This is a genomic window from Paenibacillus oralis (assembly GCF_003863965.1).
In the GTDB taxonomy this organism is placed as follows: Bacteria; Bacillota; Bacilli; order Paenibacillales; family Paenibacillaceae; genus Fontibacillus; species Fontibacillus oralis.
Genome location: NZ_RRCN01000001.1, coordinates 6,694,662 through 6,716,201, shown reverse-complemented (window position 1 = coordinate 6,716,201; position 21,540 = coordinate 6,694,662). Strand labels below are relative to the sequence as shown.

Here is a 21,540-nt window from a genome sequence, read left to right as displayed (position 1 = left end):
ACGCGCTGCGGAGGCTTTTGGTTTGAACTTACTTATTCTGATCGATCACGCGGTCCATTTTGCGCTGGATCGATTGCGGCCAGAACTGCAGCGGGGCGGTCCCGCCGCCGGCGGCCTGCAGCGCGGCATACACGTCAACCTGGCCGTATCCGTAATATTTGTCCCGGCCGGCATCGCCGAGATCGATCACGTTTTTGCGGATAATGTCCATGACCTCCGTATTTTTCAGGTCGGGATTGATCGAGCGGATCAGAGCCGCCAGGGCAGACACATGCGGGCTGGCCATCGAGGTGCCGGATAAAGCGGCGTACTGGTTGTCCGGATAGGTGCTGGCAATGCTTTCTCCGGGGGCCATGACATCGATGTAGTCCCCGTAATTGGAGAAAGAAGCCTTATTCAGATTATAGTCCGTAGCGGAGACGGACAATACCTCCGGATAAGCCGCCGGGTAGCCCGGGCGTTCCGTATTGTCGTTGCCGGTGGCGGCGATCAGCACGACGTCATGGTTATAAGCGTATTTGATCGCCTCATGCAGAAACTGGGCGTCCGCGTAGTTGCCGAGACTCATATTGATGACCTTGGCCCCGTGGTCCGTAGCCCAAATGATCCCCTGCGCCACGGAGTAGGTCGTCCCGGAGCCGGATTTGTCGAGCGCTTTGACCGGCAGGATTTTGCCGCCCCACATCATCCCGGCGATGCCTTCGCCGTTATTGACGTTGGCCGAAATGATGCCCGCTACATGGGTGCCGTGGCCGACGTCGTCTTTCGGTTCCGCGTCGGGATTAATCACGTTGTAGCCCTTCAGCAGCCGTCCTTGCAGGTCGGGATGCTTGAGGTCCACGCCGGTGTCCACGATGCCCACGATCACGTCGTTGCTGCCTTTGGACAGCTGCCATCCCCGGTTCGTCTCAATGATCGGCAGGTTCCATTGATATTCCGAGAACAGCAAGTCATTCGGAATTTCCGGCGTTTCCTCCTTCAGTCCGGTATTCGCGTTATCGCTAAAGAAGCCGCCATCGTCCCCAAATCCCTCGCCGAACTCATTGGTAAGATACAAATAGTGCGGCTCGATATACTTGGGCTTCCACTTTTTCTGGAAATAACGTTTTAACTGCTTCATGTCCATGTTTTCGGAGCGGAAAATATACGTGTGATTCAGCTTCCGCGCCTTTGGACCGTTGATGTCCTTTTCGATCTGCCGCATTTCCTGCGGCGTCGGCGCCTTGTTGAAGGTAACTACGATTTCGTTCTCATAGTAATGGCTCGCTTTTTCATTGTCATGACCGGTTTTGACGGTGATGTCGCGAAGCGTGTCGGCATGCACGGATTCAATTTTGAAATTGCCTTCCTTCGGATAGGGAATCAGCCGTAAATTTTTGTGCTGGTGTTCTTCAACCCGGTTCAAAATGCCGGTGTCCATGATCGCGATAACGCCTTTTTTCCCGGTTTTGGCCGGCTCCGCCGAGACGAAGTATTTGGGCTGTTTTTCCGGAAAAACAGGGGATTCGTAGGACCTCGCTTTGTTCAGGGCCTTGCGGGCGTAGCTTACATACGTATCAAGCTGCACTTTCACCGCCGGATCCGGGTGGAAATCCGCACGGCGAAACTGCTTTTCTTGCCGGCTTTCCGCATCATACCAAAAAATCGCCTGAAACTGCTTGTGATCTTTCTGCAGCTCCTGAGCCGAATTGGGCAGTTTGCCGGATGGAGCTTGCGCAAAAGCGGAAGCAAGGGCGCGAAGATGCCCTTTGGCGTCCAGGCGGTAGAGGCGTTCCGTTGCGGTGACATCGCGCCGCAGCAAGTTTTGCTTCAGATGCTGTTCTTCCACCGGTTTCGGTACGGAGAGCTTGGCTACTTGATTTCTCGGTCTTGCATCGTTGTCCGTTCTCGGAAACAGGGAAATCGCCGCAATGGCGGCGGCTCCCGTCAAACCGATCGCGGCCCATCTGCGCCAGTTCATCGTTGATCCTCCTTCACATTCGTCATGCCGATGGGTATAGCGTGAGGTGAACGGCCTGTTTTTATTCTTGAGGGATACCGTATTTGGCCAAATTGTGATACGATAAGGGCGTTAATGACTATACCGATCATTACAGGTGAAGGAGAATTGTTTGCATGCCACAAGCCAATAACATCAGGCAACTTTGTGAAACTGCCAGGGAACAGCTGAAGAACGCGGCCAGCCGGCTCGAGACGTTTCTGAACCATTATTCGCTGCCGCAGCTTATGGAAGGCCAAAACGAAGACATCGGTTTATTTTACAAAGGATTGCTGTCAGACCTGCGGCATTTGCTCGTTTATTGCGAAGATTGCTATGAGAAGCTGGGAATCGTGCTTCGCCGCGGCACCTTTGATCAGGAATCGGCCGAAAAAGCGCTGTATCATGTGTACCACGACTGTGTGAATAACTTCTTCTATCCTAAAAACGAAAGCTACTCCGAGGACGGAAGATATGCATATACGGGGCAAGACGCCATCCGGTTCCGCAAGAAACCGTCCCGCCCTGCGCGCGATGTCGTGCTCGATATCACCGGGGTGTTCGAGGAACTGCGCGACGATCTGACCTATTATGAAAGCGATTATTTGACCCAGCTTCGCTTGAACCGTGCCCATTCCAAATAAACCGAATTCACCGCTTAGAAAACTGGATGCCCATTTAGGCATCTTTTTTTATTTTTGCCCCGATTTGTCAGCCCGTGATCTGCATAGCTGGTTGCCGCTGCGGGAAAAATGTTAACCGAGGTGATCAATATGCCAAACGGGGATAAACCCTTGGTAAAATGCAGCGTCTCCAACTGTACGTATTGGGGAGAAAAAAATGTGTGCAACGCCGATGTGATTATGATCGATATCGACCAGCATGCCGATCGTCATTATAAAGCGGAATTTGCCGGCGAAGCGTTCGATACGGAGCATCGGGATACGGCAGCGTCGTCCTCGGCCACCTGCTGCCATACGTTTAAAGCGAAATCGTCTTAACCGGAAATACCAACCTACTAGCGGAGGTGCTTATTGATGACTGATTCCATAAAAGAAGAAGACAAAACGGATCTGCCGTCAACCGAAAAGCAAAACCGGATCGACTATCCGCGTAAAGACTACCGTGAGGAATATGCCGCCGAAGTAACGCCTGCGGGAACGTTCAGCGGAAACGCGGTTCGTGGGCGCAATGCGGATACGGATGGAGAAATCCGCGATGTGAACCGGGTTGAAGGCGCCGATTCGGACGTAAACACGGCCGGACGAACGGTTGGCTATGTCGGCGTTGGTTTGGGGATCGCCTCGCTTTTCCTGTGGTCGATTATTTTGGGTCCGCTCGCTGCCGTGATGGGTTTTTACGCTTACAGCCAAGGCAATAAAACATCCGGAGCATGGGGGATCGGGCTTGGGATCGTGTCGACGCTTAGTTATTTTGTACTCATGCCGTTTACTCGTTAATCACCGCCGTTTTCCCCTTGTTTTTAGCTGTTAACGGCTGGCTGACGTCGCTTCTCCGGACGTTGGCCTTTTTCGTTTTCGCCTTTTTTCGCAAAAAGAGGTGGTTATTGAGGCCATTTGCGTGTAAAATATAGGCATCGAACTTGTACACGGAAAGAGGAGTAACACGCATGCAAATTGATCCGCGCACTTTGGGACAGCTCATTCAGCTGCAGACTATGAACGGCCTGGATCTGCAGGGAACTTCGGTGGAGCGCACGGGCGCCGATACCGATGGCTCGTTGTTTGATATTCTGCTTCAGGAAATGATGTTGGCGGAGCAAGGGGAGACGGCCGCTTCGGCTTCGTCTTTGCCGGGATACTTGCCGGCAAGCGGTTTGGATTTATCGGAGGCGCTCGCCATGCTTTCGCCGTCGCTGGTAAACATGGGCTATGCGGACGCGGTCTCTATGGCCCCTTCCAAAGCTTCAGCACCGCTGCCTGTGAAAGGCGAAGATGATATCGAAGCTTTGATCGCCCGGGCCAGCCGTACATACGGCGTTCCGGAAAGCCTGATCAAGGCGGTTATCGATACGGAGTCGTCCTTTAATCCTATGGCGGTTTCATCCGCTGGGGCCAAAGGGCTGATGCAACTGATGGACGGAACGGCACGCGGGCTCGGCATCAGCGATCCGTTTGATCCGGCGCAAAATATCGACGGAGGCACCCGGTATTTATCCCATCAACTGAGCCGCTTCGGCGGGGAGCTGAAAACGGCGCTGGCGGCCTATAATGCCGGCCCGGGGCGTTTGCAAAGGCTGGGGATCAGCAACGACGAGCAGTTGATGGAGAAGCTGCATATGCTTCCGCAGGAAACGCAAAACTATATCCGCAAAATTTTGACGGCGCAAACCAAATACGAAGTCTGATGAACTAATAAAAATTTAGAGATCGTAAAGAAAAAACGCTCCGAATCCTTTTCGAATTTCGGCGTTTTTTCTTTTGGTCTTTTTTGGAATGAAGGTGAAACGATGATTTATTTCGACCACGCGGCTACAACGCCCCCTTATAAGGAAGTGACCGAAACGGTGGCCGAAGTGATGGGCCGTCATTACGGGAACCCGTCTTCCTTGCACCGGCTTGGTGAAGAAAGCGGGAAGCTGCTGGACAAGGCCCGTGAGGTTTGCGCGGCAGCGCTGTCGGTAAAACCCCGGGAGATTGTTTTTACAGGCGGGGCTACGGAGAGCAACAATACGGCGATTAAAGGTGTCGCCCTGCAGTATACTAACCGGGGAAAACATCTGATTACGACGGAAACCGAACACCCGTCCGTCCACGAATGCTGCAAGCAGCTTGAGTCCTGGGGCTGGGAGGTTACCTATCTGCCGGTCGATGCGGACGGTCTGGTGTCCCCGGAACAGGTGCAGTCGGCGCTTCGCCAAGACACCGTGCTTGTTTCGGTCATGCATGTCAATAATGAAACCGGGACCGTTCAGCCGGTTGCGGAAATCGGCGCGATGCTGAAAGAAAAGGCGCCGCGGGTGCTGTTCCATGTGGACGGGGTGCAGGGGTTCGGGAAGCTTCCGCTTGCGCTTGATGGCTCCGGCATTGATTTATACAGCTTGTCCGCGCATAAACTAAGAGGGCCCAAAGGGGTCGGCCTGCTATACGTCCGTGAAGGGTTGAAGCTGTCTCCGCTGTTGGCGGGCGGCGGCCAGGAAGGCGGGCTGCGCTCCGGCACGGAAAACATACCTTATATCGTCGCTTTCGCCAAAGCGCTGCGTCTCGCGCGCGAAGGGCAGGCTGACCGGGCCGCCAAACTGGGAGCGTTGAAGAATCGCCTGCTCCGGGGGCTAATGGCGTTGCCCGAGCTTTTGATCAATACGCCGGCGGCATCCGCGCCGCATATCGTTCATTTTTCGTACCCGGGAATGAAAGCGGAGGCGCTGCTCCATATGCTGGAGGAAGAGGGGTTTTTCGTGTCAACCCGTTCGGCTTGCTCTTCCAGACGAAGCGAACCGAGCCGCGTCCTGCTCGCCATGGGAAAAAGCCCGGAAGCGGCGGCGTCCGGCATTCGGATCAGCCTGGGGGAAGAACACGATGAACAGGATATTGACGTTTTGCTCGCCGCGCTGAAAAAATCGGTTCAGCGGCTGCAAAGCTTACGATAGGAGAGAACACATTTATGTTGCTGTATGATATGTTGCTGCTTCGGTTCGGAGAAATTACGGTCAAGGGGCGGAACCGCCCCCGATTTGAACATGTGGCGCTCAAGCATGTAAAGACGCTGCTTCGCGCCTACCCGCGAACGGAAATCCGGCGCGAGTTCGGGCGGATCTACATCGTGCTGAACGGCGAGCCCGCACAGGCGATCATCGAGGAGCTGAAAAATGTGTTCGGCTTAACTTCGATCAGCCCGGTGAAGGTGGCCGCCTCCCAGCTGGAGGATATCGTGGCCGCTGCCGTATCTTTTATAAAAGAGGCGTCCGTCAAAGAGGGGACAACGTTTAAAGTGCATGCCCGGCGCGTGTGGAAGGCGTTTCCTCATTCCTCCCAGGAGATGAACCACCTGGTCAGCAAGCCGATCCTGAATGCGTGTCCGCAGTTGAAAGTGGACGTGCACCGGCCCGAGCTTGAACTGCGCGTGGAAATTCGCGAGCAGGGAACCTATTTGTTCTCCGAGGTCATTCCCGGTCCCGGAGGGTTTCCTCGGGGCACAAACGGCAAAGCCATGCTGCTGCTGTCGGGCGGAATCGACAGCCCGGTGGCCGGCTGGTCCGCGATGCGGCGGGGGCTTGAAATCGAATGCGTGCATTTCCACAGCTATCCGTTTACGAGCAAAAAGGCGGAGGAGAAGGTGATCGACTTGGCTGCCGTGTTGTCCAAATATGCTGGGGAAATCAAACTGCATCTCGTGCCGTTTACGGACATTCAGACGTCTTTGGCGCAAACGGGGCAGGACAATCTGATCATCACCCTGATGCGGAGAGCGATGCTGCGCATCGCCACCCAGCTTGCCGAGCGCAGCGGCGCTTTGGCGCTGGTGACGGGGGACAGCCTTGGTCAGGTGGCGAGCCAAACGTTGTCCAGCATGAACGCGATCGGGCGGGCGACCGACCTGCCGCTGCTCCGCCCGCTGGTTATGAGCGATAAGCTGGACATTATTTCTTTGGCGCAGCAGATCGGAACGTACGATTTGTCGATTTTGCCTTACGAGGACTGCTGCACACTGTTTGTGCCCAAATCGCCTTCGACTAATCCGAACTTGCGGATACTGGAAAATATCGAGCGCTCGCTGCCGGATTTGCCGCAGCAGATTGAGCGGGCCGTCGAGGGGACGGAGACGATCCTGATCCGGCCGGGACGTGAAATCAAACGTAAATCGCCGGCGGAAGAGGAAGTCGTGCAGAGCAAGTGGTTTTGACCATAGGTGCGGCCACAATGAAAAAGCGCGAGCACAGAGGGATGATTCCTTAATGCTCGCGTTTTTTCATTTGTTGATCCTGCTTCTTAGTGCGTTGCCGGATGGGTGCGGGTGTTGTCCTTTTCTTTCTGTTGGCGTCTCTTCTTCAGCAAGCCTGCCAGCAGCACACCGCAGATCATGACCGCGATCAGCCCGTACCGCAGGATGGGGTTGTCCTCAAAGAACGCGAGAAAATGCGGTTCCTCCGTGATCATATTGGCCGCGGTGTAAGTCAGCACAGCGGCACCCAGATAGGCGATCCACGGAAACTTCTCCAGCAGCTTGATGAACAGCGTGCTTCCCCATACGACGATCGGCACACTGATCAAGAGGCCGATGACGACAAGGACCATATGCCGCTGGGAAGCGCCGGCGACCGCAATCACATTGTCGAGACCCATGGCGGCATCGGCAATGACGATCGTCCGCACGGCCGGCCACAGCTTATCCTTCGCTTCGATGCTGTCGTGGTCGCCTTCATCAGCCAGCACTTTATAGGCGATAAAAATCAGCATCAGTCCGCCAGCGGCCAGCAGCCATGGAATACCAAGCAGCCAAACGACGATTAAGGTCGCCGCAATCCGCAGAACGATAGCGCCGGCAGTCCCGTAAATAATCGCCTTCTTCTGAACGGTGCGGGGGAGCTTTCTCGCAGCCATGCCGATGACGATAGCGTTGTCACCCGCCAAAATCAGATCAATAAAAATGATGTTGATCAGGGACAGGAAAAAAGCAGCACTAAATAAATCCATTATGGTCACTTCCTTATAAACGTAAATACGTATGAATGCTCCAAAAGGGTTCACTTGTCCGAAGACGATTTTTCAAAATGGCATAGCTTGGCTCAATTCCTCATACAAGTTGTAAGGGAGGGATGAGCGTGGAGCATTTGTTTTTATTGTCGGAAATTTTGATTATAAATTTGGTGCTGAGCGGCGATAACGCGGTGGTCATCGCGATGGCCAGCAAAAGCCTGCCGCTGCATCAGCGCAAACGGGCGGTGTGGTGGGGCGCCCTGGGAGCGGTTCTGCTCCGTTGCGCGCTAACCTGGATCGCCGTCATATTGTTGAAGATCCCTTTTATTCATGCCGCGGGAGGGCTTCTCCTTGCGGCAATTGCCTTCAAGCTGCTGCTTCCGGCGCATGAGGACGATTCCCGCGTTGCCGGGGCGGCATCGATGTGGAAAGCGGTGCAGACGATTCTGGCCGCGGATTTCGTAATGAGCCTGGACAACGTCCTGGCCATTGCCGCGCTGGCGAAAGGCGACCTGTCCATCCTCGTGATCGGGATCGCCATCAGCATTCCGATCGTCGTCTGGGGGAGCAATCTGATTGCCGATTGGCTGCAGCGCCTGCCGATCCTGACCTACGCGGGGGCGGGCATCCTCGGTTATACGGCCGGCGACATGTTTCTGCAGGATCCGCAGCTGGGCCCGGCGCTGTCGGCAGCCTTGCCGAACGTGGCCCATGCCGTGCCGGCGGCGGTTGCCGTGCTCGTTATTATGTTCGGCTGGATGAAAAAATATAAGGCCGGACGCAGCTGAATCGCCTGGAATCAGGGGGAACGGCCCGACTTTCGGCCGGCCTGGAAAGTCATTTTTCGGACCGCAGAGGGAGGAGTGGTTTTTTGCCCGATTTTCAGCTAAACTGGAAGAGAACGGGGATGTCGTAATTTGCTGCGGCCAGTCCCTCATTGTCTTCTGGAAGGTGTGTGATGGATATGTCCGACAACAACAAGCTGATGACGGGGATTTTGATTCTGGCTGCCGGGATCGTCATCCTCCTGGGGAAATTGGGCTTTTTCAGCTTTCTCGGAAGAGCGTTTTGGCCGCTTCTTCTGCTGATTCCCGGAATTTTGCTGCACCTGTGGCATTTCTGGAGAAAGGGACCTTCCGAGCTGCTTCTGCCCGGGGCGATATTGGTCGTATACAGCATCGTTTTCTTCATCGGCATCATCGGCGGGTGGGATACGCTGAAATACACCTGGCCGCTGTTTTTCCTGGGGATCGCCGTTGGTTTGTTCGAATACGACTATTTTTCACCGCGCCGCCAGAACGGCATGTTTATCGCCGCGCTGATCATCGGGGCGATTTCCGTCATTCTGCTGGGATGGACATTATTTTCGCTGTCGCTGATTTATGTGCTGGCCATCCTGCTCATTATCGGCGGGATTTGGCTTATCGTGGTGCGAGGCCGCGGGAAAAACCGGAGCATCTGGTAACGGTGCAAGTTCTTGAATTTTGCGCGATTTCGCGTATAATATAAACGATATGTCAAGCGTCGGCATTTTGTCCGGCGCTTTGTTTTGTGGCAGCTTTGTGGCAGAAATATAGAGACGAAAGGATATGGAGATAAACCTATGCATGATAGAAGTCAAATCCGCAACATTGCGATTATTGCTCACGTAGACCATGGCAAAACGACGTTAGTCGACAAGCTGCTGCAGCAATCCGGGATTTTCCGGGAAAACGAAGCCGTTCAGGAGCGGGCGATGGACTCCAACGATCTGGAGCGGGAACGCGGCATCACGATTTTGGCCAAAAATACGGCCATCACGTATAAAGATTATTTGATCAACATCGTGGATACCCCGGGACACGCCGATTTCGGCGGTGAGGTGGAACGGATCATGAAGATGGTTGATGGCGTGCTGCTCGTCGTCGACGCTTACGAAGGCTGCATGCCGCAGACGAAATTCGTGCTGCGCAAAGCGCTGGAGCATCACTTGACACCGATCGTCGTCGTCAACAAAATCGACCGTCCGGCCGCGCGCCCAGCCGAAGTCATCGATGAGGTACTGGACCTGTTTATTGAATTGGAAGCTAGCGACGAACAGCTGGATTTCCCGGTGGTGTACGCGTCCGCGCTGAACGGAACGTCCAGCCTTGATCCGGAAAAACAGGACGACAATATGCTGGCCCTGTACGAAACGATTATCGAGCATATTCCGGCGCCGACCGAAAACGTTGAAGAGCCGCTGCAATTCCTCGTAACGCTGATGGACTATAACGAATATTTGGGCCGGATCGCGATCGGGCGCGTCAACCGCGGCGTCATCCGCCAGGGGCAGCCCGTGGCCGTGATGACGCGCGACGGCGGCAAAAAAGCGGCCCGCATCGAGAAGCTGTTCGGGTTCCAAGGCCTTCGCCGCGTAGAGATCGAGGAAGCCGGAGCCGGCGACATTGTCGCTGTGGCGGGGATCAAGGACATCAACATCGGCGAAACGATCGCCGACTCGAACCAGCCCGAGGCGCTGCCTGTCCTGAAAATTGACGAGCCCACGCTGCAAATGACGTTCCTCGTCAACAACAGTCCGTTTGCCGGCCGCGAAGGGAAATGGGTCACCTCCCGCAAGCTGCGCGAACGCCTCTTCAAGGAACTTGAGACGGACGTATCGCTGCGGGTGGACGAGACCGACAGCCCGGATGCGTTTGTCGTGTCGGGACGCGGGGAGCTGCACCTCGGCATTCTGATCGAAAATATGCGCCGTGAAGGCTACGAGCTTCAGGTATCCAAACCGGAGGTCATCGTCCGCGAGATCGATGGCGTGAAGATGGAGCCGATCGAACGGTTGCTGATCGACGTTCCTGAAGAAAGCATGGGCGCGGTAATGGAGAGCCTCGGCTCCCGCAAGGCCGAAATGGTGAACATGATCAACAACGGAAACGGCCAGGTGCGGCTTGAGTTCCTGATCCCGGCCCGCGGACTCATCGGGTACCGGACGCATTTCCTGACCTTGACCCGCGGCTACGGCGTTATGAACCATGCTTTTGACAGCTACGGTCCTTACGCGGGCGGCCAGGTCGGCGGACGCCATGAAGGCGTGCTCGTTTCGAGTGAAAACGGCGTATCGACGCTGTACGGCATCTTGTCCATCGAGGATCGCGGGATTCTGTTCGTCGAACCGGGCACCGAAATTTACGAGGGCATGATCGTCGGCGAACATACGCGCGACAACGACATCGTCGTAAACATCTGCAAAGAAAAACAGCTCACCAACGTCCGGTCGGCGACGAAGGACGAGACGGTGAAGATGAAAACGCCGCGGCTGTTTTCGCTGGAACAGGCGCTGGAATATTTGAATGATGATGAATACTGTGAGATTACGCCGAAATCGGTCCGCCTGCGCAAAAAGATTTTGAACAAAAGCGAACGCGAACGGGCCGAAAAACATCGCAAAATGTCGGAAGCCAATTTATAATAGAAGGGTACTTGCACTGCATTATCCTTTTAAAGGAGGACGCACAAATTGCAAGCCTGGTTTGCGCAACATCCGGTCATTTCGTATCTGCTGATTTTGGTGCTGATCATTTTCGTGTACAACAAGGTATTTCGCGCGCAGCAAAAGCTTCCGCTATGGAAGGAAGCGATCCTGTACCTGCTTATGGCGCTAGGTTCTTTCCTGCTGCTTATTTTTCAAATCGATAAGCTGCCGATAATCCAGTGCCTTCTTGTTGCCGTTGCGCTGATGCTGATGGTACGCATCCGTTATTTTGTCGAAGGGCGGCAAAAGAAAAAAGATGGGGCGAACCCGGCCTCGGGCGACAAGTCGGCATAATTTTCCGGGAAATAAACCGGTAACTTTTCAGCGATGCAATTCGTCTTTTAGATGCGGCTTAATATCACAGAAATAAGGTGTTTGATTGCATGAGTTCCAATCGCAGTGGTTTGCCTCCCAGAAGGCAAAACCATAATCGATCCACGAAAAAAGCGGTAAAGAAGAAGAAAAAGTCGAGCGGGATCAGGACATTTTTCAAAATGCTGCTGACGGTCATGATCGTTGCGATCATCGGCGCGGGGTTATATGCGGGGTATTTGATCTACACGACCGATCAGGTGATCGATGCAACGGGTACCTCGGAAACGGTGGCTCCGGAGAAATCGGCCAAGGTCAAGCCGCTTACGATGCTCCTGCTCGGGACGGATTACCGTCCGGAAACCGGGACCCATCTCAGCGACGTGATGATGGTGGTTGCGATGAATCCGAACACCAAATCCGCTACGGTCGTCTCGCTCCCCCGCGATACCAAGCTTGAACTGGACGGCTATAAAACGAACAAAATCAACGCGTTTTACCCGAACTTCCTGGTAGCGGAGAAAAAAAGCGGCATTCCTGCCGAACAGGAAATGAAGACGATGATGAGCAAATTTTTCGATACTTCGATCGATTACGTAACGGTGATCAACTTCCAAGGTTTTCGCGATATCGTCGACGCTTTGGGCGGTGTGGATGTCAATGTCGATGCCAACATGTGTTACCGGGATAGAGCCGACGGTACGGATATCAACTTGAAGAAGGGGGCCCAGCACCTGAACGGGGAAGATGCCCTCGGGTATGTCCGGTACCGGAAGTCCAACTGCAGCCCGAAAACGAAAGGCTCTGACGATTTTGACCGCAACCGGCGCCAGAACGAAGTGCTTCACGCCTTGATCGACCAAGCCAAGTCGCTTAACGGGGTTTTGGGGGCGGGCAAAGTGATCCAATCCGTAGGCAAAAACCTGGAGACGGACTTGGAATCGGAGCAAATGAAAAATCTGATTTCCGCCTATTGGAACATTTCTAAGGAAAACGTAGATTTCATGCCGATTACCGGGGACTGGAAAAGCCCTTACGTATATTTGCACCAGGATGAGCTTGATGCGGCCAAACAAGCCTTGAAGGATGAGCTTGCCGGGACGAAGCAGCCGGCTCAGGAGGAGAATGCCGCGGAGGCGGCGGACGGGTCATTAAACGATTGAATGCAAGTTTTGCCTCATGCTATAATACAATTAACTTACAGGATGACTGAAGTTCCCTAAGTTCAATCCCTAGAAGGGTTATGTGCAGGAGGGCTGGTAATTATGTCAGAGATCGTCACCCAATTGTCCGATTCGCTTTTCGACACTCTCCAGTCCGAAACGTTTGTACTGTTGAATACGGTGGACCGGGAATCCGGGGGGCCGACGTCCAGCGCCATCTCATGGGTTTACGCCGTTGACCACGCCACGCTGCGGCTGGCTCTGGATCATCGTTCGAGACTCGTCGGCAATATTAAGGCCAACCCCAGAGTTACGGTTTCGGTGTTCGGCAAGGAAACGATTTATGCCATTAATGGCCGGGCAACCGTTGTAGAAGACCCTCTAGAAGGGGTTCCGTTCAAGATGTGCTGTTTCGATGTGCGTATCGACGCGGTGCGTAACGCCTTGTTTTACGGAGCGCAATTGGTTTCCGCTCCGGTTTATGCCAAAGTATACGACCAGCGTGCCGCGGACATGCTGGACAGCCAAGTATTTGCCGCGATGAAAAAAGCCTAGCGACTTGTTCGCCAGGCTTTTTTTGCCTTACTGGGACAAACTTAGCGGGTTTTTGGCGGGATTTGTCTGTTCTGATCGCCCGGGGCCAAATTCATTCTCGTGGGGCTTTCGCCCGTCTGTGGCCGGGTGCCGCTTGGCATCTGCGGAACGATCCGCCCGATAATATCGGCGAGTTCAGTGGCCAAACCGGCTACGGGATGGCCCTGCCGGATTTTTTTTCCGACTTCCGCGAGGCGCTGGTTCAAGTCCATATCGGCCGTTATGATCGCCCCTGCCCCTTGGGGATCTTTACGAAGGGCTTCAGCCACTGTATATTTGATGCTTCCTACGCGGGCACGTTCCAGCCGGCTGTCGACGTCGATGCCGACGACGGCGGTATTGCCCATGACGACGCAATGCGCGCCTTTGACGCCAGGCACTTTTTCAACAAGTTTTTCCAAATACACTTGTCTATCCCGATCTGACATGTTCCCAGCGTTCGCCATATCCGGACTTACGTTTGGGCTCACGCTTTGCGTCCGGGGAACAGTGCCTGTTTGATTTTGTGGAGAGGGTGATGCCTTTTCAGTAGCAGTTCCGCAGCTCGCAAGCAGGGGAGCCGTCAATAACAAACACAGCCATATTCGCATAGTTGGATCCGTCCTTTCGGAAATGATCTCTTGATTCGACGATAAGTTATCACGATATAGATTTCCCGGGGCGGAAAAAAATATGTATGAAAACATAAGGCTGCAATGACCGCGGTGGAGGGGATAAGATGAAAAAAATCTTTGTATTGGATACCAATGTATTGCTGCACGATCCGAATGCGATTTTTGCCTTCGATGAACATGATGTAGTCATACCGGCCGTCGTGCTGGAGGAGATCGATACGAAGAAGCGCAACGCCGACGAACTGGGCCGCAACGCCCGGGGCGTCTCTCGGCTGCTCGATGGATTGCGCGAAACGGGTCACCTGCACGATGGGGTTCCGCTCGAAGGCGGCGGCAGGATCAAAGTGGAGTTAAACCATCGCAGCTTCATCAAAGTCCAGGAGATGTTCGGCGAGGTGACGAACGATAACCGGATTTTGGCCGTGGCGCTCAACTACCATTTGGAACAAAAGGAACTGCCCGATCCGCGGCCGGTCGTGCTGGTCAGCAAGGACGTGCTCGTCCGTATCAAAGCGGATGTGCTCGGACTGACCGCTCAGGATTATTTATCGGACCGTACGGTCGGGCCAAGCGATTTGTACGGAGGATATTCCACCATTAAAGTCCATCCTTCGATCATCGATGAGTTTTACACCTATCGTTCCTTACCGGTCAAACTGCTGGGACTCCATTATTCCCTTTATCCGCACGAGTTTGTTATTTTAAAAGATGAGATGGGCAGCGGAAAATCCGCCCTGCTGAAACTGAATGACGACGCCAGCCGCCTTGAGCCGCTGTATTTAAGCAATGAGCCGGTATGGGGAATCAACGCCCGCAACGCGCAGCAGCGGATGGCGCTGGAACTTCTGCTGAACGACGATATTCCGCTGGTGACGATCACCGGCAAGGCGGGAACCGGCAAAACGCTGCTGGCCCTGGCCGCCGGCCTGCTTAAAGTGGAGGACGAACACAAATACAAGAAGCTACTGATCGCCCGCCCCGTCGTGCCGATGGGGAAGGATATCGGATTTTTGCCCGGGGAAAAAGAAGAAAAGCTGCGTCCCTGGATGCAGCCGATCTACGATAACCTGGAATTCCTGTTCGATACGAAAAAGTCAGGGGATATCGAGAAAATATTGATGGGGCTCGGCAGCATCCAGGTGGAGGCGCTGACCTATATCCGCGGGCGCTCCATTCCCGGGCAGTTTATTATCGTGGATGAGGCGCAAAACCTGACGCGCCATGAGGTGAAAACGATCGTGTCCCGGGTCGGGGAAGGCAGTAAAATCGTACTCATGGGAGATCCTGAGCAAATCGACCATCCCTATCTCGATTTTTCCAGCAACGGCCTGACGGGTCTCGTGGAACGCTTTAGGGATCAGGGAATTAGCGGACATATCACGCTGGAGAAGGGGGAACGTTCCAAGCTGGCGCAAGTGGCGGCCGATTTGCTGTGAAAAGAGGTAGTTCAAAAAGCCCGCTTTTGATCACGAAGCAAATCAAGAAGTAACTCGGCATCGAATCTTGAATTCAGCCGGGCCTTCCGGTGCTCACGTACCCAAAACGTACGCTCCGCTCCTCAGTCCCTAGCTTCATCCAACCTTCTCGGTGCTGAAAACCGGCCTTTTTGAACTCATACTAAAGTGTGTGAAAAGATAAAGAACAATTTAGGCGCGAGCTGATCCGGCTCGCGTCTTTCTAAACAGAATTATAAAAATTCCGGCTAAAGGACTCCAGAGACGTTATCTGCGGAAAAATGGAGGTTTGCAAAATATAAGGGACACAGATGACCTTATTTACCTCGAATCGGCCCGGGTGAACTCTTTTAGAGCAAAATAGAGTCATGTGGGTCCGTTAGGCTGGGAAATACCCGGGAAATGGGCGAATAACGTCGCTGGAGTCCGTTAGAGCAGTGTCCCACAAATTAGAAAGAGCCGAATTACTCGGTACTTCTGCTCTTGAAAGAAGGGGAAGGGTACTCGTAGTAGAACAAAAGAGGGAATGGGTATGGGGTGGAAAGTTTACGGCCCGCCTTTAGAGTCAGGTTCTAACCTTAAAGTAAGTTCCATAAGAACCTGACTCTAACAGCGGGTGGAACCCCATACCCATCCCTCCCCTTGCACTTAGCGTATGGGTTTGCATGACAAAGAACCTCGCCAGTGGCGAGGTTTTTTCTAATTTTTGGCGGGACAATTTGATTTGTCATTTGTTACAATAAATAGCGATAGTTTTATGACAGGGCCGTACAGAGGCTAGGGATTACTCCTACTCCTTCCTCTGGGGCGGAGAGGATGAACGGGTGTGAAGCGGAAAAACCATTGGGTGCTTTTTGCCCTCCTTCTTCTGGCATTGATCAACTTGTCCCCCAGCAAGGAAACGGGGCTGGTCCGTTCCGAGGACCGCGGCGACGAGCCGCCGGTCAGTGTTCCGCAAACCGAGGTTCCGCAGGAAACGGGGCAAATCCGGGTAGCGGTGCAGATGAACGAGGCCGATTTTCGCCAGCTTGAGCAAATGAACCGGACGTTTATGGACAGCCATAAGATCCAGGTCGAGCTGACGAACGTTGCTTCGGAAGAAGCCTACGCTTCGTTTCAAAATTTGTTGAAGCTGGGCGAGTCGCCTGACGTTCTGCTGCTGGACAATGCTTGGGTGCGTCAATTCGCGGCGGACGGATATTTGCTGCCAACGGAAATCTACTATTCGGGGGTTTTGTCGGGAGAAGTATTAAGCGTTTCCCTCATTCCGAACGAATGGAACGGTTATGTGTGGGGAGTACCGGCGGATGCCGACCCTTATGTATATGTATTCTCCGATGCTGTGCTGAAAGATATGGGGATGGATACGCCCCCGGATTCGCCGGACGCGTGGAATGATCTGCTTGCGTCCGGTTCCGAAAAAAGACGGCTTCCCCAGCATTTGCTGGGTATGGACGGAAGCGACCCTTATGCTTCTCTGACACTGCTTTGGCAGCTTGGCGGCGCCCGGGAGAACGTACAAGCTTCCCCTTTTGCGCTTAACGGCGAAATGCGAGCCGCGCTAAAACGGCTGGAGCAGCTTCGGCCCCTTTTGATATCGTCGGATTCGCCGCAGGCGGGTAATCAGGACTTGTGGAGCAAACTGCAACGCGGCGAGCTTGCGATGATATTAACAACGGCTTCGGAGGCCGCAAAGCATCCGCAAGCGGGGACAACCGTCATGTTTCCCGGGAAGCAGCGGGACCGGTTTACGACCTGGATCGCCGGGCGGAGTTTCGCGGTTTCTTCGCATTCCCAAAACGCCGATGCCGCGGGGGAGTGGATCGAAGCGATGACCTCCTCCGACAGTCAAAGCCAATGGTTTGAAGCGACGGGGCACCTCCCGGTATCGCGTGCGATCTACGATGAGGCTGTGAAATACAAGCTGCCGGATTGGATCTCATCGTTTGCGGCATCGGGAGCGATATCCGCGGTGCCGGCCGGAAGCGGCCTTCCGGCCGGGCTGGAGGAGTTTTCCGGTCTCATGAAGCAGTATTTGAACGGCAAAATGAGTGCAGGGTCTTTTGCGGACAAGCTTGGCCGGATCGGCCAATAATCAAAACGACAACTTCAGTTTGACGACTAAAATTCCCTGGGCAATCATCACCTCGGTGGCTTCTACAAAAGGAACGATTTTTTTGGGATAAAAGCCAAGATCAAAATCGCGCTCGAGCTCGGCCCGGGTCGTGTCGGGCAGCTCCAAGCCGTTGAACAGCAAACGGTCAACGTGGAAAGTAATGGAGTTTTCCGGTTCATGTTCTACGGTGTAATGTCCTTCCACTTTAAGCTTAAGCTGTTCCCGGCTGCCCTGCACGGTAATTTGGTTCTCAAGGAAGGTGAAGCTGATGTCTTTCAGCAGTTCGTTTTTGCGATGCAGAAATCCGTTAAGCTCTTCCTGCCGAATCGTAAGGCTGTAACCGCCTTTTTCGGCGGCCAGGCTGTCCTCGTATTCATTCAAAAAGTCGGGAAACTCGGACATCACCGCGGACAGCGCTGCGAAATATTTTCTCAGCTCATAGAGTCCGACGTTTTCCCAATAGGCCATCAATTCCTCGATCATCGCTTTCAATTTTTCCGGATCCGCGCTAAGGCCGAGGGATTTGTCCACTTGCTGCTGCAGGGCAGTGACACGCTCCCGCTGAAGCTGAAGTTCCGCCTTCATCCGCGCAAGATCGTCCGACACGACTTCCAGCTCCTGTTTCGTATGCACCAGACCGGCATATTCGGATTTGTACTTGCCCAGCACGATGCGGTCGCGCTCCAAGATCAATTGATAATAATCCAGCACGGTAAAAAAATCCTTTAAACTCCCCGCCGACAGCAAGGCGGCAAACAGATTCTCCCGCTCCCCCATATAATAAGCGCGTATACGCGCTCCTGCCTGTTCCCGGCTGCTCCGGATTTGTTCGTTTTTCTCGGCCAGTTGTGCGGACAGTTGACGAATCGCCGTTTCCGTCTCCTGCTGCCGGGCTTCAATGCGGGCGATCTCTCTATCGATCTCCTTGATGGACAAGCTTTGCTCCAATATTTGCTGTTCCTCTTCCGTAAACGGCTCGGCCCATACCGGCGGCGGAAAGAGGGAAGCGAAGATGAAAATCAGCAGCAATATCAAGGATGGATAATGTTTGTTCAAAAAAGATCCTCTCCCGTGAGTAGTTGTACTATATATATATGTTACCAAGCGAGGAAATAGCAGGGATCATGAAAAAAGGCGGCTCGACCTGAGGTCGAACCGCCTTTTGCAATGCTTTTTTTATTCGGATTATAGTGGCAAACCCATTTTGAAGACCGTCCAATAGCTGAAACCTGTAAAGGCGACGATCATATATCCCCAGAACAGCAGGATATACGTTCTTTCCGTAAACTTCAGGTAACCGAAAAGAACGAAAAAGGCGGTTTGCAGGAAAAACAGCAACGCCATTTCGGTCATACCGCCGGCAAAGGCCATGAGTCCAATGGCAAGGGTAAAGAAGCCAAGGACACGGAACATGCGTGCCACGAAAAATCCCCCTTTCATATGTATCAACGAACATCCCATTTCTTTAATCATTATACCCGTTAGCCTGATATGTGTAAACGAAAAGTCAATAATTAGCCTGGGTTTGCACGGCGAAATGTGATGAATATTATGGTAAATACTTGGATTTCCCGATGTTTTTCTTTACGTTTATTCATTAGGTATGGAGAACCCCGATTTTGGAAATACATTTTAGTATCAAATAGATTCTATGAACTCTATGAGAGGCATAGAAATGGAGTAAGAAGCTTTTCACTTATTCGCCTGCCGGAATGCCGGCGGGAAAACGGATTAAGACTAGGATGTCGTTAGGAGGTTTTTATAGCATGACAGCAGTGAGACAAGACGCATGGAGCGCGGAAGATGATTTAATTTTGGCCGAGGTGACTCTTCGCCATATTCGGGAGGGCAGCACACAGCTTACCGCATTCGAGGAGGTTGGGGAACGGATCGGCAGAACGGCGGCCGCTTGCGGGTTCCGCTGGAACAGCTGCGTCCGTAAAAAATATGAAGCGGCGATCAGCATAGCCAAAGCCCAACGGCAAAAACGGAATTATATGAAAAAGCAATCGTCGCTCTCGGCAGGTTCCGGCATCGCTTCCCTCGCTTCGGTGGAGACGGAGGACGGTTACCGAAGCGAAGGCGTGACGGAAGAAACGATTTCCATCGATGCGGTCATCCGCTTTTTGCGCGGCTGGAAAAACACGGTGCAGGAAACGAACCGGCATGTCAAAGCGCTGGAAAAGGAATTGCGGGAAAAGGAAGAGGAAATGGCCGCGCTGAAGGAGGAAAACGAACGCCTCTCGGCGCAGGTCAATGAAGTGCAAACCGACTACCGAGCGGTTAACGATGACTACAAGGCTTTAATCCAAATCATGGACCGGGCCCGCCGCCTTGCTTTTCTGAACGAAGAGGACGAAGAAAGCAAATCGCGATTTAAGATGGACGCGAACGGAAATTTGGAGCGTATCGAGTAGGGGGCGCAAAACGCAAAAATCCCGTTAAAACACAGGAAAGTTGATAGAAGTCCCGCCGTATGGCGGGATTTTTGTGTTTTGGGGGAAGGGTTTGGTATAAAATGAAGAGGAATAATTATAGAGGATTTGCGATAAGACAGCGAAGGGAAGTTAGCTAAGGTGAAGATAGATATTGTTGGGGCGGGGGCGCTTGGGCTGCTGTTTGGCGGGAAACTGGCTGCGGCGGGAGAACGTGTGCGGTTCTGGGCAAGGACGGCCGAGCAGGCGGCGCTGCTCCGAAAGGAAGGAATCGAGCTTACGGAGCCTGACGGAACGGTGCATATTATAGAAGGAAAACGGTTTGCGGCGGGCACGCTTGATCATACGGCCGGAACGAATTTGGCGGAGGAACCGGATTGGCTGCTGTTGATGACGAAGCAGGGCCACATTACCGAAGCTTTATTGTCAGCTTGCGGCCGCCTTGCCGGAAAGGATACCAACATCGTTTGTTTTCAAAATGGAGCAGGGCATTTGGAACGGATCCGGCAAATGATCCCGGGACAGGCGCTGTATGCGGCGATCACCACGGAGGGAGCAAAACGATCGGACGGCCGCCGCGTAACCCGCGCCGGTTTTGGTGAAACGCGCGTCGGAGTCCATCAAGCGATGGATTTTCCTGATTTTTCGGGAGAAAGTTTGGTAAAAATGCTCCAAAAGGCAGGATTTGATGCCTTTTTGTCGAATGACATCGGGAGAGAAATGTTCAGGAAGCTGCTCATCAATGCGGTTATCAATCCGTTAACGGCGATTTGGCGGATTCCGAACGGCCAATTGCTGGAATCGGAGGCGCGAAGATCGGTGATGCGGCAGCTGTGCGACGAAGGGGAACGCATTTTTCGGGCAAACGGGATCGCGTACGACGCCGATATCTTTGCGCAAATCCTGGAAGTTTGCCGCTCTACCGCCGGCAACACCTCGTCGATGCTGAAGGATATCCTCTCGGGAAACCCGACGGAAGTCGATTTTATCAACGGCCGTCTGGTGGAAATGGCGCGCGCCAAGCAGGTTTCCGCCCCTGGACATGAGCTGGTCTGGCAGCTTATCAGGGCGATGCAACCTGACATGAATATAAAAATATAGTTACTAACTTTTTGTGTGAGCTTTTCTTTTCCAACATAAAGGAGGTGGGTTTTTGAGTGTTTTGGCCACTTTTCTTATCGTGTTTTCCATGATTCCGGTCATTCCGTTTCTGCTCGTTTATTTCATATATTACTATGGGGTAAAACGCGAGAAAAAAGCCGCCATTATGCTGGCGATGGACGTCACGACGTTGTTTCTGATCTTGGGGGCGGCCGCCTTGTTCAACAATGTGTTTCACTCCACGTTTGGTTTTTACTTGATCGTTATTATTCTGCTCGTTGCCGGCGGATTGATCGGCGGGGCGCAGACACGCCTGAAAGGCAAGGTGGACGTGCGGCGGCTGCTGCGCGCGGTGTGGCGCTTGACGTTTGCGGGGACAGGGGTCGCTTACATTCTTTTATTTATAATCAGTTTTATTACATATATTTTGACCGCCTAAACTATACTATACAAACCACAAATCTCCAAATGACGAATAAAATCATGACACTCGAGGTTAATTGTTAAGAAAGAGCGATTGTCAATATGGGATAACGGACGATTTTGTTACATGAGCGGGCCGTTTTTGGCGAAAAACGCGGAATTACCGAAAATTTATGTTGGATTTT

At 53.3% G+C, this 21,540-nt stretch carries 22 protein-coding genes; 17 read left to right on the top strand and 5 right to left on the bottom strand.

The features are described from left to right. Positions 1 to 28: 28 nt before the first annotated feature. Positions 29 to 1,960, bottom strand: a complete 1,932-nt coding sequence (locus EHV15_RS30010) for a S8 family peptidase (RefSeq protein WP_128634484.1) — start codon at positions 1,958 to 1,960, stop codon at positions 29 to 31. Between the two features lie 155 nt (positions 1,961 to 2,115). On the opposite strand from EHV15_RS30010, the gene EHV15_RS30005 reads away from it, so the two are divergent. The 6 genes from EHV15_RS30005 (at position 2,116) to thiI (ending at position 6,841) form a co-directional block, all read left to right on the top strand. After that, entirely contained in the window at positions 2,116 to 2,622 is a 507-nt protein-coding gene (locus EHV15_RS30005; protein ID WP_128634483.1) for a YpuI family protein, read from the top strand. 108 nt (positions 2,623 to 2,730) lie between these two features. Next, complete coding sequence (locus EHV15_RS30000; protein ID WP_342774071.1) at positions 2,731 to 2,979, top strand: DUF1540 domain-containing protein; 249 nt, start codon at positions 2,731 to 2,733, stop codon at positions 2,977 to 2,979. Between the two features lie 36 nt (positions 2,980 to 3,015). Beyond that, positions 3,016 to 3,438, top strand: coding sequence for a hypothetical protein (locus tag EHV15_RS29995; protein WP_128634481.1), 423 nt, complete (start codon positions 3,016 to 3,018; stop codon positions 3,436 to 3,438). Between the two features lie 170 nt (positions 3,439 to 3,608). Beyond that, positions 3,609 to 4,346 carry a lytic transglycosylase domain-containing protein gene (locus EHV15_RS29990; protein WP_128634480.1) on the top strand — a complete coding sequence of 246 codons (738 nt, stop codon included), beginning with the start codon at positions 3,609 to 3,611 and terminating at the stop codon, positions 4,344 to 4,346. Positions 4,347 to 4,448: 102 nt separating this feature from the next. Beyond that, positions 4,449 to 5,588 carry a cysteine desulfurase family protein gene (locus EHV15_RS29985; protein ID WP_128634479.1) on the top strand — a complete coding sequence of 380 codons (1,140 nt, stop codon included), beginning with the start codon at positions 4,449 to 4,451 and terminating at the stop codon, positions 5,586 to 5,588. Between the two features lie 17 nt (positions 5,589 to 5,605). Further along, positions 5,606 to 6,841 (top strand): tRNA uracil 4-sulfurtransferase ThiI, encoded by a 1,236-nt coding sequence (gene thiI / locus EHV15_RS29980; protein ID WP_128635611.1) that lies wholly within the window; start codon positions 5,606 to 5,608, stop codon positions 6,839 to 6,841. 86 nt (positions 6,842 to 6,927) lie between these two features. Here the strand turns inward: thiI and EHV15_RS29975 are convergent, their stop codons facing one another. After that, positions 6,928 to 7,632, bottom strand: coding sequence for a TerC family protein (locus tag EHV15_RS29975; RefSeq protein ID WP_128634478.1), 705 nt, complete (start codon positions 7,630 to 7,632; stop codon positions 6,928 to 6,930). 128 nt (positions 7,633 to 7,760) lie between these two features. Here EHV15_RS29975 and EHV15_RS29970 point away from each other — a divergent pair, with 128 nt between their 5' ends. The 6 genes from EHV15_RS29970 to EHV15_RS29945 all read left to right on the top strand — a co-directional run bounded on the left by EHV15_RS29970 (position 7,761) and on the right by EHV15_RS29945 (position 13,173). Then, positions 7,761 to 8,423, top strand: coding sequence for a TerC family protein (locus EHV15_RS29970; RefSeq protein ID WP_128634477.1), 663 nt, complete (start codon positions 7,761 to 7,763; stop codon positions 8,421 to 8,423). 170 nt (positions 8,424 to 8,593) lie between these two features. After that, positions 8,594 to 9,100, top strand: coding sequence for a hypothetical protein (locus tag EHV15_RS29965; protein WP_128634476.1), 507 nt, complete (start codon positions 8,594 to 8,596; stop codon positions 9,098 to 9,100). 138 nt (positions 9,101 to 9,238) lie between these two features. Beyond that, positions 9,239 to 11,080: a translational GTPase TypA gene (gene typA, locus EHV15_RS29960; RefSeq protein ID WP_128634475.1), complete on the top strand. Its 1,842-nt coding sequence runs from the start codon at positions 9,239 to 9,241 to the stop codon at positions 11,078 to 11,080. A gap of 48 nt (positions 11,081 to 11,128) precedes the next feature. Continuing rightward, complete coding sequence (locus EHV15_RS29955; RefSeq protein WP_128634474.1) at positions 11,129 to 11,437, top strand: YlaH-like family protein; 309 nt, start codon at positions 11,129 to 11,131, stop codon at positions 11,435 to 11,437. 89 nt (positions 11,438 to 11,526) lie between these two features. Continuing rightward, entirely contained in the window at positions 11,527 to 12,618 is a 1,092-nt protein-coding gene (locus EHV15_RS29950; RefSeq protein WP_128634473.1) for an LCP family protein, read from the top strand. 102 nt (positions 12,619 to 12,720) lie between these two features. After that, entirely contained in the window at positions 12,721 to 13,173 is a 453-nt protein-coding gene (locus tag EHV15_RS29945; protein ID WP_128634472.1) for a pyridoxamine 5'-phosphate oxidase family protein, read from the top strand. Positions 13,174 to 13,214: 41 nt separating this feature from the next. Here the strand turns inward: EHV15_RS29945 and EHV15_RS29940 are convergent, their stop codons facing one another. Further along, the gene (locus tag EHV15_RS29940) at positions 13,215 to 13,802 is read right to left on the bottom strand and encodes a YhcN/YlaJ family sporulation lipoprotein (protein ID WP_178075989.1); all 588 of its coding nucleotides are present in this window, start codon (positions 13,800 to 13,802) and stop codon (positions 13,215 to 13,217) included. Positions 13,803 to 13,930: 128 nt separating this feature from the next. Between EHV15_RS29940 and EHV15_RS29935 the strand changes: the two genes are divergently transcribed. Both EHV15_RS29935 and EHV15_RS29930 read left to right on the top strand, forming a co-directional pair. Then, positions 13,931 to 15,262 (top strand): PhoH family protein, encoded by a 1,332-nt coding sequence (locus EHV15_RS29935; protein ID WP_128634470.1) that lies wholly within the window; start codon positions 13,931 to 13,933, stop codon positions 15,260 to 15,262. Positions 15,263 to 16,106: 844 nt separating this feature from the next. Beyond that, positions 16,107 to 17,375, top strand: a complete 1,269-nt coding sequence (locus tag EHV15_RS29930) for a sugar ABC transporter substrate-binding protein (RefSeq protein ID WP_128634469.1) — start codon at positions 16,107 to 16,109, stop codon at positions 17,373 to 17,375. Here EHV15_RS29930 and EHV15_RS29925 read toward each other — a convergent pair whose 3' ends face one another. Further along, complete coding sequence (locus EHV15_RS29925) at positions 17,376 to 18,452, bottom strand: coiled-coil domain-containing protein (protein ID WP_128634468.1); 1,077 nt, start codon at positions 18,450 to 18,452, stop codon at positions 17,376 to 17,378. It lies immediately after the preceding gene. Positions 18,453 to 18,581: 129 nt separating this feature from the next. After that, positions 18,582 to 18,818, bottom strand: a complete 237-nt coding sequence (locus EHV15_RS29920) for a DUF2626 family protein (RefSeq protein ID WP_036621366.1) — start codon at positions 18,816 to 18,818, stop codon at positions 18,582 to 18,584. Between the two features lie 344 nt (positions 18,819 to 19,162). Between EHV15_RS29920 and EHV15_RS29915 the strand changes: the two genes are divergently transcribed. The 3 genes from EHV15_RS29915 to EHV15_RS29905 all read left to right on the top strand — a co-directional run bounded on the left by EHV15_RS29915 (position 19,163) and on the right by EHV15_RS29905 (position 21,371). Then, positions 19,163 to 19,813, top strand: a complete 651-nt coding sequence (locus tag EHV15_RS29915; RefSeq protein WP_128634467.1) for an RsfA family transcriptional regulator — start codon at positions 19,163 to 19,165, stop codon at positions 19,811 to 19,813. Positions 19,814 to 19,972: 159 nt separating this feature from the next. Further along, positions 19,973 to 20,932 (top strand): ketopantoate reductase family protein, encoded by a 960-nt coding sequence (locus EHV15_RS29910; protein ID WP_128634466.1) that lies wholly within the window; start codon positions 19,973 to 19,975, stop codon positions 20,930 to 20,932. 52 nt (positions 20,933 to 20,984) lie between these two features. Next, complete coding sequence (locus tag EHV15_RS29905) at positions 20,985 to 21,371, top strand: DUF3397 domain-containing protein (RefSeq protein WP_246061824.1); 387 nt, start codon at positions 20,985 to 20,987, stop codon at positions 21,369 to 21,371. The last annotated feature ends 169 nt before the right edge of the window (positions 21,372 to 21,540 follow it).

Bases quoted from the DNA above. Each gene is read 5' to 3' on its own strand.
- EHV15_RS29945 (WP_128634472.1), top strand. From the start codon at position 12,721: ATGTCAGAGATCGTCACCCAATTGTCCGATTCGCTTTTCGACACTCTC.
- EHV15_RS29985 (WP_128634479.1), top strand. From the start codon at position 4,449: ATGATTTATTTCGACCACGCGGCTACAACGCCCCCTTATAAGGAAGTG.
- EHV15_RS29935 (WP_128634470.1), top strand. From the start codon at position 13,931: ATGAAAAAAATCTTTGTATTGGATACCAATGTATTGCTGCACGATCCG.
- EHV15_RS29915 (WP_128634467.1), top strand. From the start codon at position 19,163: ATGACAGCAGTGAGACAAGACGCATGGAGCGCGGAAGATGATTTAATT.
- EHV15_RS30005 (WP_128634483.1), top strand. From the start codon at position 2,116: ATGCCACAAGCCAATAACATCAGGCAACTTTGTGAAACTGCCAGGGAA.
- EHV15_RS29940 (WP_178075989.1), bottom strand. From the start codon at position 13,802: ATGCGAATATGGCTGTGTTTGTTATTGACGGCTCCCCTGCTTGCGAGC.
- EHV15_RS29950 (WP_128634473.1), top strand. From the start codon at position 11,527: ATGAGTTCCAATCGCAGTGGTTTGCCTCCCAGAAGGCAAAACCATAAT.
- EHV15_RS29995 (WP_128634481.1), top strand. From the start codon at position 3,016: ATGACTGATTCCATAAAAGAAGAAGACAAAACGGATCTGCCGTCAACC.
- EHV15_RS29975 (WP_128634478.1), bottom strand. From the start codon at position 7,632: ATGGATTTATTTAGTGCTGCTTTTTTCCTGTCCCTGATCAACATCATT.
- EHV15_RS30010 (WP_128634484.1), bottom strand. From the start codon at position 1,960: ATGAACTGGCGCAGATGGGCCGCGATCGGTTTGACGGGAGCCGCCGCC.
- EHV15_RS30000 (WP_342774071.1), top strand. From the start codon at position 2,731: ATGTTAACCGAGGTGATCAATATGCCAAACGGGGATAAACCCTTGGTA.
- typA (WP_128634475.1), top strand. From the start codon at position 9,239: ATGCATGATAGAAGTCAAATCCGCAACATTGCGATTATTGCTCACGTA.
- EHV15_RS29965 (WP_128634476.1), top strand. From the start codon at position 8,594: ATGGATATGTCCGACAACAACAAGCTGATGACGGGGATTTTGATTCTG.
- EHV15_RS29990 (WP_128634480.1), top strand. From the start codon at position 3,609: ATGCAAATTGATCCGCGCACTTTGGGACAGCTCATTCAGCTGCAGACT.